The sequence below is a fragment of the Paraglaciecola algarum genome (assembly GCF_021532655.1).
GTDB classification, from domain to species: domain Bacteria; phylum Pseudomonadota; class Gammaproteobacteria; order Enterobacterales; family Alteromonadaceae; genus Paraglaciecola; species Paraglaciecola algarum.
The window spans coordinates 206,695-221,153 of the sequence record NZ_JAKGAS010000007.1 but is presented as its reverse complement, the minus strand read 5'-3'; the positions used below and the strand labels follow the sequence as shown (position 1 = coordinate 221,153).

The following is a 14,459-nucleotide window of genomic DNA, read 5'->3' as shown; positions in this document are numbered from 1 at the left end:
TTTTGTTTGGCCTGTTAATGGCCGGTATTAACTTTTTTATTGTTTTTTAAACTGGCTAAATAGGCAGTTAAATCGCGTAATTGTTCATTGTTGAGCAAATAGTTCATCGGAGGCATGCCTGAAGGTGGTCTCTGAATTTGATTAATATCAGATTTTTTATAGGTGGTTAATGTTTTGCCTTTTTCACCTAAGGTAATGGCAGTCGGGGTTTCTTTATAAAATAAACCACTTACCACCTTTCCATCATTTAAGGTCAGATTGAAGGTACCGAATCCAGGCGCTATGGTGGCGCTAGGGTCGATCATGGCTTCAAGTAAGTATCTTTCATTATTGTGTTGACCAATATTACTTAAGTCTGGACCTACATTAGAGCCCTTACCATTGACGGTGTGACAACGTACACATTGTGCAGCGCCACTAGTAAAGAAAACTTCTTCACCAGCTTTGCGATCACCGCCACTTAGCGAACCAGCAAATTTTGTCAATAAACTAGCGCCTTCTAAGCTTTGGTTATACTGGTTAAATAAAGCTTTTATTTGTTGGTTACTAGATTTTTCTGCTGCATTGAGTAATTCCAATATGATGGCATTTTTCCCTTTTCCAGAAATTAAAGCACTCAATTTATCAATCAATAATTTGTCGATGACATTATTGGTTTTAGCAGAAATATTAGCCAAACCAATTTGTTGTAACTTAACTGAGTCTGACGCTATAAAGCGCTCAATTGCCATGTTGGCACTTGCATGGTTTTGTTGGCTAAGCACACCTAATGCAACAGCTTTGATTTTGTCAGAAGGATCTTCCAATAAAGTTTTACTCACATTAATCCCTAGTTCTTTGTTGAGCTCACTCAGTGATTGAAGTGCTTGGGAGCGGATATCCATATTAGCTGAAGTATCTTTGGCAATTTTAGATAATACGTCTGGTGATAATTCAAAATTCACTTGTTTGGCAATACGCATGGCTTGGACTAAAGACGTACCAGTGGTATTGCTGAAAATACTAGGTAGTTGTTGTTTAACTATGTTGCTGATAGAGGCACGTTGTTTGTTTGCCAAACTAGGTAGGCCAGTAATTGTGTCGATAGGATTAAGATCATTCCATCCTTCAATAGCGGCTAATGCTTCAGATGCTAAATCCTCATTCAAACCCTTATGGCTGGCATAATTTAGTAATCTTTTCGCGTCTGCCGTACCGCCTTGGTTAAAGTTGGCATTGATAATTCTGTGATGTATATAAGCTTGTTCTGGCGTAGTTGCGACTAAGTTTGGATCTAGCAATTCGGCGACTTTACCGCGCACTGCAGTTAACTCTTTATCGTCAATCGCTATAATAGCTTCATCTACTATGACTTGATAGGTATCTTGTAAGAAGTCTGCAACTTGTGGATCTTTTAACGCGCGAAGCGCTAATAACACACCCATACGCACATCTTTCGATGAATGGGTTTTGTGATGGATCCAGCTTTGTTTAGGCGCACCTTTTAATGCCATAACTAAACTATGACGTAACCATAAGTCATTATCTTGAGTCATTTCCAGTTTCTTAATGACAGTCGGAATTGCCGATGAAGAGCTAATCCTACCTAAACCATTTGCGGCATACATGGCGACTTGCGCATTAGTATCAGACAAGGCATTAATTAATTCAATTTCCGCAAATTTAGCTTTGTGGTCACCTAAAACTCTAGCCGTCTGGATACGAACTTGTTCGTTTTTGTCTTTTAGTAATGGAATTAAACTCGCTAATTGTTCTGACTTTATAGTGTGGTTGAAAACCAACTGACTTAACCCCCAAATACTATGAATACGAGAAAAAGTATTTTTTTTAGGATTGTGAGCAAGACTGTCAAATAAAGTAAAAGCTTGCTGGCCTCGTTTAGCTAGCTCAAATTGTGCCTGCTGGCGGATGCGCTGATGATCTATAGCCAATAATTCAGCTAGCTCATTGATAGATTTTTTGCCGTAGTCAGCGATTAATAATTGATGATATTTTTTGTTTCGTTGCTCTAGCTCTGTTGGGCTATCTAGCAAATCAAGCGCGTATACAGCTCCTTCGTCAGAGTTCTCCCAACCACCAAAGTTGAACTCAGATATATAAAATCGGCCATCTAAGCCAAAGTCGATGTCTGCTACATTAATGCCTCGGGCAAATTCTTTAATCTCTTTGGTTAAAAATGACGCGCCATTTGTTTGGTTCTTAAAGCTAGAAATGTAAGAACGGGTAGGCGCCCCGCCATATTGTGCTACAAAGAAGTGGTTACGCCATTTTTCACCCAAATAGTTAGATGGATTGTAAGTTAAACCTGAAGGGCCTCGGTACAATTGACCAATACCTGGTAACATAAAAGCCGGTTGTTTTTTGTTACGAATGACAGACATATCGTTAACTAACCAAGCTACTGGTATTTTTGCATTACCTGTATATTTAGAAGAACGTAAGCCCAACTTAGGCGTAAAGCTCATTATGTTTTGATGCCCTGCATGCCAACCTGAATCACCACCTTCTATTAAATGATTGATACGTTCTAAATCACCGTGATCACCATCATTATCTGCAGTAAATAAGTTACCATATTCGTCAAATACTAATTCTTGTGGATTCCGTAAGCCATGATAAAAAATTTCAATATGTGAGCCATCGGGATCTGAACGAAAAACAGCGCCAAAATTAGCTGCAAAAAAATGATTTCCTTCTTTGGTTTTTAAATCGTATCCACGGTCACCTAAGGACCAATATAAACGTCCATCTGGTCCCCAAGCCAAACCGTGCATGTCATGCCCCAAAAAACTGACTCGGGTACCAAAACCTGTTTGCAATGACTCTTTTTTATCTGCTACTCCGTCATTATTAATGTCTTCTAACATCCACAGGTTAGGTAGATTGGTGAAATACACCTTGTTATCACGTTCGATTACACCCGCAGCTAATCCATCGAGAGGGTGGTCAAACCCTTCAGCAAAAACCTTAGAACTATCGGCTTTTCCATCATTATTTGTGTCTTCTATTAATACAATTTTATCTGATACTGTGCGTCCCTGATTTTGTGGGAATTCCTGAGCAAAGTCTTTATACAACTTTAAACGGTCGTCTAAAGTTTCTATTTGAATATCGGCTATGGTTGCCTCTTTAGAGAAGCCTCTTACGTCTCCTACACCTTTTCCAATTCGATATATTTCAGTCATCAGCATTCGACCATTGGAATCAAAATAGAAATAACTAGGGTTTTTGGTCAGCGAGGTGTCAGCCCATACATCAACTTTTATGTCTTCCGGGATAGAAAAGCTTTTTATTCTAAGGTCCAAGTCGACTTTTTTATCTTCAGCTATGGAAGAGAAAGAGCTAGCTAAAAAGCTGGTTATGACGAGAGTTTTTAAGAATTTCATGTTAATGATCTGTAAATGGTACTTTAATGGAATGGTAGCTAAAAAGCTTCAAATCTTATAGTGAATATTCTGTGAGCAATGCAACAAATTCGGCGTTGTACGATTTTTTCGGTGCACCTATTATTTGTTACTAACCTATATAGGTTGGCTCTTTCTTTAAAAAGCACATATTTTTCGTTGTAGTGATTAGCCATTTTTTACAGGGGATGAAGATGCTTATAGTGAATAAGAATATAGGAGTAATATAAAATAATATCCCACTGTCACATTACTGTAATAAAACTGTGATTCTTTTGCTTTCCCTCTTGTGCTATTATGTAAATGAAATGTAATTTTAGAGGTAATTTCATATGCGTATCAAAATATTATCAGTTGTCATCTTATACTTTTTTTCGAGTGCTATTTTTGCAAAAGATGCTCCCAAAAGTATGTTTAATTGTGTTAATTTGAAAGCGTACACAATCGATCAGAGCTGTACATCTTCATTAATTTCAACAAGTGAAAAATATCTAACTCAACAAAAAGAGTTAGCCTTTAAGATGGAGCAACAAAACCCTAACGCAATGGCCACAGTGCAGTTTGATCCTCAACAAATGTTGATAAAAGTTATCGCTCACAAAAAAGTCGAGAAACCAGCAAAATTATTGGCAGTGGTTCATAATTCAAATAGTAATACTTTCTAATATTCCCAATCATACTTGGAATTAGATTAGCTACCTTCCATATATAGGTAGCTAATTCATTCTTCAGTATCTGTTTTGCAAATTGCCCGTTAGTTGTAAGTTACAAATAGATTATGTCTTTTCTGGTGGGAGCCAGTACTGCAAGTATCTTATTTTGTATTGGATGGGAAATGTTTGCTTTTTCCATCGCATTAATAAATAGATCAACACCGTGATTAAAATCCGCTTCGTTGATGTTCATTCCTGCATGTACTTGACGCATTTCATCACCTGTATATTTGCAGGGACCACCCGTCAGATAGCAAAGATGTTCAATTAGTTTTTGGTGAAACCTGTCAACATCTGAATCTTTAAAATACTCAAACATTCTAGAGTCGTACTCTATCTCCGTAATAAAGTTTTCCACCACCTCCACTACTTTTTCTTGACCACCCATTTGTTGATAAATTGATGAATGGGTAGATGCACACCCAGCGAGAACGAGTATCAATAATATAAGTGTTTTTTTCATAGCTTTACCAAACCTGTCCGTTTAGAGATAAATAAATGCCTTGTTGTTTCTCAGCTCCGGCAATTGTGCCTAAATTAGCCCAAGCCAAGGTTACATTGACACTTTTGGTAGGAATATAACTGACAAAAAAATCTGTCCAATCATCTTCGCCAAGACCTAAATTGTCGGGTTTTTGTCTATATTCAACACCTACAGCTAAATGTCGACTGAACAATATGCCAGCTGACGCTTCCAACATGACTTGATAGGAGTTATTATTTACTCCTCCAAAACCCAGTAAGCCCATCTCGTTGGCTTTGGTTGCTCTAGCGGTTAGATTCCATACTGCGTTATAACCTGCAATTGCTCCTAAATGTACTTTAGTTGCAGCTAAATAATAATCAGTGCCACTGCTATTATTTTGTGCGCCAACAGCTTGAGCTATTGTGCCGTCTTGTAATTGCTTGTGTTGTAATCCTGCGCTTATTTGTGGCCAAGTTGAATAGACCACATCGCCATACAGCTTATATTTAACGCCGAAGACATTTTGTTTGATGTCACCACCTAGGGTTTTCAAATCAAACCTATGTTGGGCTGCACTAATTTCCACTCTGTCATAAAAAGAAGCGTTGATACCTACTACATTTAATCGATAATCATCGAGATCAACTTGGGTAGTAAATACGTTCACTGACATTTGGTCTTGGCTATCATAGCCAGACAAAGTAGCCCAAGGCACTAAACCTCCACCCCCTGAACCTTCTACCTGACTTAAGCCAGCAGTACCTATAAGTTTTCCATCTGCAGCTAGACTATGATGAGAAAAAACAATAAACATAACAGCAGTTAAGTTTTTGATGATTTTAGGTTTTTTGATCATATTAGGTTAACCATTGAGTGTTTTTATTTTCGTGACACCATTTAATTAATTGCTCTGCAGGAGCAGGTTTACAAATGTAATAACCCTGAGCCCATTCGCATCCCCATTGTGCTAATAATTGCAATGTTGGCAAGTTTTCAATACCTTCAGCCACAACCGTCAGTTCAAAAGCATGGGCTAAACTGATAACTGTTTTAACAATTTGTTGGTCGCCCACCTGAGTATCTAAGTTGAGTACAAAGCTTTTATCAACTTTAAGGGTATTCACGGGTAGGCTTTGTAAATAAGCCATTGATGAATAGCCTGTACCGAAGTCATCAATAGCAATACTAAATCCAGAGGCTTGAAATGCTTTTAAATGTTCAATTGCTTTTTGGTGATCTTTGACCAAGTCGCCTTCTGTAATTTCGAAGGATACACTTGTGGAATCGAGTTGGTATTCTGCTAATTTTTGCTTGATAAGTGAGAGTAATTTAGTATTCATTACATCTCTAGCAGAAAGGTTTATGGCGATGGTTAGTGTTAACTTACTATCTTGAAATGTCGCTGCATCTTTGATGGCTCGTTCGATTACCCACTGGGTGACCAATTCAATAAAGCCAGCATGTTCAGCCGTGGCGATAAAGTCTTCTGGGGATACGAAACCTAACTTAGCATTGGTCCATCTAATTAGCGCCTCTACACTTTCAACCTTACCAGTTTTTAGGTTTAACTTAGGCTGGTAAAACAAATTTAACTCATGTTGCGCATGCGTTAAGGTATTTTTAAGCTCGGTAATAATGGATAGTCTACGTAAGTATTTATCCTCTAACGCAAAGTCATATCGTAAAATAAATTGCCTAGAAATTTGTGCTTCATCTAGCACTATGTTCATGCGTCTAAATAGTTGCTCAGCATCTTTGGCATCTTCCGGGCAATAAAGTAATCCCATAGCAACTTTCAAATTGATCACTACTTCACCCTTATCAATGGGTTTTTCTAATTCAATTTTAATTTTTTCGATGTCACTAAGTTCTAGGTGTTTGCTTGGTACCCAGAGTAACTCGCCGCCAGTTAATCGCGCTGCTAAACCGTCTAGCTTTGCCACTCGGCTAGCGAGTTCTTTTAAACATAAGTCGCCATTGTGATAACCAAAAATATCGTTGATGCCTCTAAAACCAAAAATATTAATACCTATGGCTAAAAAAGGTTGCCCCTCGACAAACCTCTGATCAAGTAAAGTTTCAATGTAGTGCCTATTGGATAGGGACGTTAAGGTGTCGTGCCTAGCCTGGAAGACTATTTTTTCTTCGCGTGTTTTTATATTGCTTTGCATGGAAGTGAATGCAGTTGATAGGGTGTCTAATTCTTGGGTGCTAGGCGGTATCTCAACCTTAGTAGTATAATTTCCTGAGGAAATTCGTTGCGCCACTTGTGATAAAGTGACTAACGGTTTAGCTAGTTTTCTTGAAAATAAGGCTGCAAGCAACATGGCTATTACAATGGCTAAAGCGCCGATGACAGTAATATTTAGTTGTAACTGATTAAACTCTGCAAATAATTTATCAACATCTTCTGACAAAGTAATCTGAGTTTGATAACCAAACTCATCTGCCAAGATAAACTGTCTAGACACAAAAGGAATATCTTTTGCGATAGTAATTGAATACCAATTTAAGTCTGTTTGATTTTGCTGAATCGCTTTAAGGGCTGCAGGATCTTCTAAAGTACTAACTGAGAATTCTTCTGCGCCATTTTTTGCTACCTCGATGGTAGTTTCTAACTGCGTAATATCATTTAGTTGATTAACCAAACCTTGATCCAACTTAAATCCAACCAAGGCAATAGCAAGAGGAGCTGGCGCATCAACTGTGAGCATAATAACTTGGTATAACTGCTTATCTAACATGATCAGAGCTGACGCGCCGCCATCAGATAACATTGTTTGAATTAGACTTTGATAGGGAAATTCTGTGCCTGGCTCTAATAGAGTTGGGGTACTTGCAATGTTTTTTCCGTTCAAGGAAATTAACGCCATTACATCAGCATTAATGCGTGCCCCATGATTTTGCAAGGCACTTTTTATGGTTGGTGTATCTTCTGAAGCTACAGCTTGTTTGAAGCCAAAATCATCAGTTAACACACCTGCTGAGTTAAACAACAGATTTTCGCGATTAGATAAAACTTGTTCTAAAACGTTTTGTGCAACTTTTAAATCTCTATCTAACCCTTTTTGAGCTTGCTCTGTGGTGGCTAACCAAACATTGACAATAATGGTTAAAGAGGTGAGCAGTACAACACCAACAACAAGTCTGAATATGCTTTGATTTAAAGACTTAGCAGCCACTCATTAATCCTTAATTTTGAATTTACGGGCAGAAAACTTACTGGATTTATGTTGTTCTTTTTCAGCAAACAAATAAACATTTACTACTTGTGTCTCGTCACTGTCTGGATCAATTTTAATGGTTTGGCGTTCAATATGATTATTCGATAATCGAGCATGCCATAACTGCACTTCTGATGCTTTTATATCAAGTGTAACTTGACCTAAACTGTTAGTAATTTTAGCAACTTCGTTGTCAGTAATATAAATATAGCCCAACATTTGATCGTGAATATTACACCCCAAAATCACAATACCCGATTCTTCAAAGCGTAAATTTTTGCTTTCGCCTCCTTGATACATTCTAATTTCGAACGGTTTAGGTTTAGAAAAACTGTAAATATGGTGACGAATATTATCACTATTTGGAAACTTAACCGTCTGGCCTTTATTGACGATTAAAATGTGGGGTTCAAATTGTTTATTGATTTGATCCATAACCAGAATGTCAGGCGACTTAGATTGTACTTCTGCTAATTTAGCACTAACCACTAGATTTGGCACTGGATTGCCATTTTGATCGAGGATCTTAAGTATAGCTGGGAAAGCTAACCCACTTGTACCGAGGAGACTAATAAGTAAAAACAATAATATGCAATGACGCAAGTGTTAACTCATATGATTAGAAACTTAGTTTAGCTACCTTACAAGAAAAAAGTGTTATTTGATAGTGAAGCGAACTCGGCTTATTTTTATTGGCTAAAAATAATTATCACCTACACTTCGAGACAAGATCATGCTTATTTCTTGCAGCGTGCGTCCGCTTTGTTGTTGTAATTCGTTAAAACTAGCTTGGATTGCGTTTAAGCTGCGCTTAGATTGGGCTGAACCTGAAATAATATCCCATTGGGTAAAATAGGCGACCACATCATTACTCAATAAAAATGTATCTTTGCCAATTGTACGTAAACCATATGGGCCAGTATTGCCGCCTAATCTGGCGCCATGCTTTTTCAAATAGGCCCATAATCCGATAATATCTTCAGTTGGCCAATCAGCTACAAATTGAGCAAAACCACAATGTTCACGATTAACTGTATCTATCATAATGGCATTTTCGCGTATGGTTTTAACTTTATTGTAATTACGGATAATGCTGGGGTCGGTAGCTTTTTTCTCTAACATTTCATCGGGCATTAACAGGATTTTTTGAATGTTGAATTCAAAAAATACCCGTTCAAAGTCATCCCATTTATTTTCAACTACGCGCCACACAAAGCCAGATTGAAACACCTTTTTAGTGAATTCTGCCAAATACCGGCTTTCATCAATTTGTGCAAGAGTTTGGGGGCTTAAAGGTTTGTCGATTAAAGACTCCAAAACCTCTTTCCCCCCTTTACGTTCGCAAGCTCTTTGGTAAATGGCATCAAATTTTTCAAGCTGGCTCATAGTTCAATCCTTGATGGGTTATGCCGCTATGCCCGAATGACGAAGTAAAGCATCCACTTCTGGCTCTCTGCCTCTAAAGGCTACAAATAACTCCATTGGTTCTTTACTACCGCCCATTTCAAGAATATTAGTTAAAAAGTCTCGGCCCGTTTGTTGGTTGAATATGCCTTCTTCTTCAAAACGACTAAAGGCGTCTGAAGATAACACTTCTGCCCATTTGTAGCTGTAGTAACCCGCTGCGTAGCCACCCGCAAAAATATGGCCAAAGCTGTTTTGAAAACGATTAAAACTAGGTGGGACCAGAACAGCAACTTGTTCGCGAACTTTATCTAGCCAAGCTTGTACATTGGTAGACTCGGCATCTTTAAAGTGTTGGTGTAAGGTAAAGTCAAATAGGCTGAATTCTAATTGTCTTAACATTTGCATGGCCGATTGAAAGTTACGCGCAGCTAACATGTTGTCGAGCAAGTTTTGTGGTAATGGTTCACCTGTTTCAAAGTGACCTGAAATAAAACTCAAGGCTTCGGGTTGCCAACACCAGTTTTCTAAAAATTGACTGGGTAACTCTACTGCATCCCACGCCACACCATTGATCCCTGATACTCCGCCTACATTAATTTTAGTTAACATATGGTGAATGCCGTGGCCAAATTCATGGAATAAAGTTACCACCTCATCATGGGTAAATAATGCAGGTTTATCGCCTACTGGGCCATTAAAATTACAGGTTAAGTAGGCGACTGGATTTTGTAAGCTTCCGTCTAACTTAGTGCGACGAACTTGGCATTCGTCCATCCAAGCACCACCGCGTTTGTGAGGGCGGGCATATAGGTCTAAATAAAAGCTACCTCTTAGCTCACCTGATTGGTCGTGAATGTCGTAAAACTTTACATCCTTGTGCCATGTATCTACATCATTACGTTCAGTGATGACTAAATTATATAAACGCGCCACCACTTCAAATAAGCCAGCCACGACTTTATTTTCAGGGAAATAAGGTCTGAGCTGTTCGTCAGATATTTTGTAGGTTTTCTCTTTTAGTTTTTCACTGTAATAAGCGATATCCCAAGCCTTTAGACTAGGTGCTTGATAAAACTCATTGGCGAATGCATTTAATTCATCTACATCTTTTTGCGCTTGAGGTTTTGAGCGTTTGGCTAAATCTTCTAAAAAGCCCGTAACTTGTGAGCCTGAGTTTGCCATTTTGCTAGCTAGTGAATAGTCTGCGTAATTATCAAAGTCTAATAGCTGGGCTAATTCTTGACGCAAGCTTAGGGTTTCGTTAATGATTTCGGTATTATCCCATTTACCTGCATTCGGCCCTTGTTCAGAGGCGCGAGAGGTGTAAGCTCGATACATTTCTTCACGTAACCCACGATTGTCAGCATGAGTCATAATCGGCAAATAACTTGGGATGTCGAGGGTAAATACCCAGCCATCTAATTCTTTACTTTCTGCCACTTGTTTAGCTGCGGCTATGGCGGATTCTGGTAATCCCGCTAATTCAGCTTGATCAGTGATATGTTTAAACCAGCCTAAGGTGGCATCCATCACATTATTACTAAAGTTAGAGCCTAGATCAGATAGACGACTTTTAACTTGGGCGTATCGGACTTTCTTTTCGTCAGTTAAGGCTACGCCTGACAAAGTAAAGTCTCTTACTGATTGAGTAATGACTTTTTGTTGTGCTTCTGACAATTGGTTAAACGAAGGGCTGTTTTGTATTTGGCAATAGGCGTTATATAAATCAGAGTTTTGTCCTACCCAAGTGCCATATTCAGAAAGTGCCGGTAAACAAGCATCATGAGCTTCGCGTAACTCGTCATTACTCACCACAGAATTCATATGGGAAATAGGCGACCATTTTCGACTTAGCTGGTCGTCGATTTCCTCTAAAGGTGCAATCAAATTGTCCCATGAATAGCTGTCTTGTTTGAGTAACTCTGTGATTTTACTTTTACAGGCCTCAATCGCTTCAGCTATTGCTGATTGAATATGTTCAGGTTTAATGGCAGAAAACTGTGGAAGACCAGATAAGTCACAAATTGGATTAGTCATAAAGTACTCATTTTACTTAGATTATGAATGAAATAAGGGTGCTTAAGGCAAATCTCAATAGCTGTAGTGTGATCATTCTCAATTGAATCAAATATTTGGTATTTAAAAATGGTCTTCTGAATTAAATGTCTGCAGAATTCTAATTCACTTGCATTTGATTAACCGATTAAGTTAATTGATAAAATGTTGTGTCTTTTTTTTGTTGATAGCATTATCTTGAATGTATAATTTTTTGAATAGGTAACAATATGACACATTTTGATTATATTTGTATTGGTGGCGGCAGTGGTGGAATTGCTTCAGCTAATCGAGCGGCAAAACACGGCAAAAAAGCTGCTGTAATAGAAGCTACAGCTGTAGGTGGTACATGTGTAAACGTAGGCTGTGTACCCAAAAAAGTAATGTGGTTTGGTGCTCATGTTGCCGAAGCAATTAATTTGTATGCACCTGATTATGGTTTTGATGTGACTGTGAATAATTTTAGTTGGCAGACGCTAGTAGATAGTCGCGAAGCCTATATCAAACGTATTCATGGTAGTTACGGCAATATGTTTAAAAATAATGGCGTCACTTTAATTGAAGGTTTTGCCACTTTTGTGGATAAAAATACAGTTGAAGTAGGCGGCAAACTTTATACTGCCGATCATATTTTGATTGCCACTGGCGGTAGGCCGGTTAAACCCAATATTCCTGGTGCAGATTTAGGCATAGATTCAAACGGTTTCTTTGAATTAAACGAACAACCCAAACGAGCAGTAGTAGTCGGTGCAGGTTATATCGCCGTTGAATTAGCTGGCGTGTTACATGCTTTAGGTACTGAAACGGAACTAGTCGTACGTAAACATGCACCGCTTAGAAATTTTGATTCTATGTTGTCAGACACGCTAGTGGAACTCATGGCCCAAGATGGCCCCAGTTTGCGTACTCACGCTACACCTACCCAAGTGCTTAAAAATGCTGATGGTTCTCTGACTATAGAGTTTGAAAACGGAGATTCTGTAGAAACAGATTGTGTGATTTGGGCCATAGGTCGAGAGCCTGCTAACGACAACATTGGACTGGATAAAATTGGTGTTGAATTAAATGAGCGTGGATATATCAAGGTAGACAAATATCAAAACACCAATGTAGAAGGCATTTATGCTGTTGGCGACAATATTGGTTATGTGGAGTTAACGCCGGTAGCAGTGAAATCAGGCCGTTTGTTGTCAGAACGTTTATTTAATGGCCAAACCGATGCCCATATGGATTATTCATTAATCCCAACTGTAGTATTTAGCCATCCACCTATTGGTACTATGGGCTTGAGTGAAGAAGAAGCCAAGTCTGAATATGGCGAAGAGAATATTACCGTATACAAATCTGGTTTTGCTGCTATGTACACAGCCGTGACTAAACACAGACAAATGACCCGCATGAAAATAGTCTGTGCGGGTGAAAATCAAAAAGTAGTGGGTTTACACGGTATTGGTTTTGGTATGGATGAAATTTTACAAGGATTTGGTGTTGCTATGAAAATGGGCGCGACCAAAGCTGACTTTGATGCTTGTGTGGCTATACACCCAACCAGCGGTGAAGAATACGTCACTATGTAATTGTTTTATTGGATACAAAAGTCAAACCATTCATATATATGAATGGTTTTTCTTTTTTATGTGGACGTTAAAGTGATTTTCAAAAATTATATTGTTTTTATTGTTAATTTAAAGCGTCTTCTGACATTTGTTTTTCTCTTTGATACACCACTATAGCTGCGATCCTCAGAGCTCCTAAAACAAATAGAATAGTTGAAATCGCATAAATCATGTCGGGTTTCATTTCATGTTTGAATAAACCGATTAATAATTCGCGAACTATAAAAACAATGGCGGCATCAATAATAAAAGTAAGCCGTAATTTATGTGTTTCAAAGTACTCAATTAGTGAACGACTTAATTCAACCATCACATACAAGGTTAGTACATCAGTAATCATATTTATGTATTGACCAGTAATGCCTTTCAAACTCAGCAAATCCCAGACATCTACAAACAATTGAATGGCACCGATTGCAATGGCCAAAATGATAAATAGAAGAATGATGCCAAATACTAAATCGACTACTTTTTCAAATAAAGGCTTTATTTTGATATTCAATGACCATTCCTTCTAAACTATAGATTGCATTACAAATTGAAACTTAAATAGACATACCCAGAGTAACATATTAGCAATAGGCCGCCAGTTACCCGGCTTAGTTTTTTAGTGATTTTAAGAATAAAAACGAGTGCAATGATCGCGGCTAACATCACCCATAAATCAAAGGAAAGCATACGTGAACTAGGTGTTAGCGGTTGTAGCATGGCTGATGCTCCCAAAATGCCTAGTATGTTGAAAATATTGCTACCTAAAACGTTACCTATGGCTACATCTGTGTGTTTTCTAAAAACAGCGATCACAGAAATACTTAGCTCAGGCAGAGAGGTACCAACAGCCACTAAGGTAAGTCCAATGGCCGCCTCAGAAACACCAAAGTCTTTTGCCAAGCCTACAGCACCTAATAGTAGAACTTTAGAGCCCCCAATTAATAACATTAAGCCCATTAAAACTGAGACAATTAATAACCAGTCTTTAGATGGAAACATAGTTATTTCTTTTGATTCAGATATGTGTAACTGTGCAGAGGGTATTGAAACATCTTTTTCTGAATTAAATACAACCACAAGGTAGGTGATCAATAACCCGACGAGTAAAATACCGCCAGTAATATTTAATATATTGAAGAGCAATGCTGCTGAGGCAATGATACTGGCTAATACAGCAATCATAGCGTCGCGATGCAAAATCTTAGGCTGAATGGTTAGGGGCTTTATAACTGCGCATAAGCCTAAAATTAGTAAAACATTACCTATGTTACTGCCAACCACGTTGCCTATGGCTAGGTCGGAATTACCACTTAAAGCTGCGTCAATTGACACTGCTAGTTCTGGCGCAGATGTGCCAAATCCTACTATAATAATGCCACTCATCACAGGTGATATCTTCAGCCGTTTGGCGCTTCCCATAGCCCCATGGATTAATGCTTCACCGCCTACAGTTAATAATATTATACCGACTAGTATTAGAACAAAATCCATTAAAGCCTCTTTTGGTAATTGCTATAGTAAATAATAACTCTTAATTCGTTTAAACAAACTATCAACAATTCAATAAGTGCTGGTTTAATCCA

The 14,459-nt window shown here is 38.2% G+C and carries 11 protein-coding genes; 2 read left to right on the top strand and 9 right to left on the bottom strand.

The genetic code is table 11. From position 1 onward, the window contains the following. Positions 1-14 precede the first annotated feature (14 nt). The gene (locus L0668_RS13905; protein ID WP_235313310.1) at positions 15-3,386 is read right to left on the bottom strand and encodes a PVC-type heme-binding CxxCH protein; all 3,372 of its coding nucleotides are present in this window, start codon (positions 3,384-3,386) and stop codon (positions 15-17) included. A 350-nt stretch (positions 3,387-3,736) separates the two neighbouring features. On the opposite strand from L0668_RS13905, the gene L0668_RS13900 reads away from it, so the two are divergent. Continuing rightward, on the top strand, positions 3,737-4,069 hold the full coding sequence (locus L0668_RS13900) for a hypothetical protein (RefSeq protein WP_235313309.1): 333 nt from the start codon (positions 3,737-3,739) through the stop codon (positions 4,067-4,069). 100 nt (positions 4,070-4,169) lie between these two features. On the opposite strand, the gene L0668_RS13895 is transcribed toward L0668_RS13900, so the two are convergent. The 6 genes from L0668_RS13895 to prlC all read right to left on the bottom strand — a co-directional run bounded on the left by L0668_RS13895 (position 4,170) and on the right by prlC (position 11,251). Then, a complete protein-coding gene (locus L0668_RS13895; RefSeq protein ID WP_235313308.1) occupies positions 4,170-4,580 on the bottom strand; it encodes a group I truncated hemoglobin in 411 nt (136 codons plus the stop codon). A gap of 4 nt (positions 4,581-4,584) precedes the next feature. Continuing rightward, positions 4,585-5,397: a DUF3034 family protein gene (locus L0668_RS13890; protein ID WP_235313399.1), complete on the bottom strand. Its 813-nt coding sequence runs from the start codon at positions 5,395-5,397 to the stop codon at positions 4,585-4,587. A gap of 43 nt (positions 5,398-5,440) precedes the next feature. Further along, the gene (locus L0668_RS13885) at positions 5,441-7,765 is read right to left on the bottom strand and encodes an EAL domain-containing protein (RefSeq protein WP_235313307.1); all 2,325 of its coding nucleotides are present in this window, start codon (positions 7,763-7,765) and stop codon (positions 5,441-5,443) included. 3 nt (positions 7,766-7,768) lie between these two features. Continuing rightward, entirely contained in the window at positions 7,769-8,308 is a 540-nt protein-coding gene (locus L0668_RS13880) for a methylamine utilization protein (protein ID WP_235313306.1), read from the bottom strand. Positions 8,309-8,503: 195 nt separating this feature from the next. Continuing rightward, on the bottom strand, positions 8,504-9,193 hold the full coding sequence (locus L0668_RS13875) for a DNA-3-methyladenine glycosylase I (RefSeq protein WP_235313305.1): 690 nt from the start codon (positions 9,191-9,193) through the stop codon (positions 8,504-8,506). Between the two features lie 18 nt (positions 9,194-9,211). Next, the gene (gene prlC, locus L0668_RS13870; protein ID WP_235313304.1) at positions 9,212-11,251 is read right to left on the bottom strand and encodes an oligopeptidase A; all 2,040 of its coding nucleotides are present in this window, start codon (positions 11,249-11,251) and stop codon (positions 9,212-9,214) included. A 248-nt stretch (positions 11,252-11,499) separates the two neighbouring features. Here prlC and gorA point away from each other — a divergent pair, with 248 nt between their 5' ends. Beyond that, entirely contained in the window at positions 11,500-12,846 is a 1,347-nt protein-coding gene (gorA, locus tag L0668_RS13865) for a glutathione-disulfide reductase (protein ID WP_235313303.1), read from the top strand. 103 nt (positions 12,847-12,949) lie between these two features. Here gorA and L0668_RS13860 read toward each other — a convergent pair whose 3' ends face one another. Both L0668_RS13860 and L0668_RS13855 read right to left on the bottom strand, forming a co-directional pair. Further along, a complete protein-coding gene (locus L0668_RS13860; RefSeq protein WP_235313302.1) occupies positions 12,950-13,387 on the bottom strand; it encodes a phosphate-starvation-inducible PsiE family protein in 438 nt (145 codons plus the stop codon). Between the two features lie 29 nt (positions 13,388-13,416). Then, entirely contained in the window at positions 13,417-14,367 is a 951-nt protein-coding gene (locus L0668_RS13855) for a calcium/sodium antiporter (RefSeq protein ID WP_235313301.1), read from the bottom strand. Positions 14,368-14,459 lie beyond the last annotated feature (92 nt).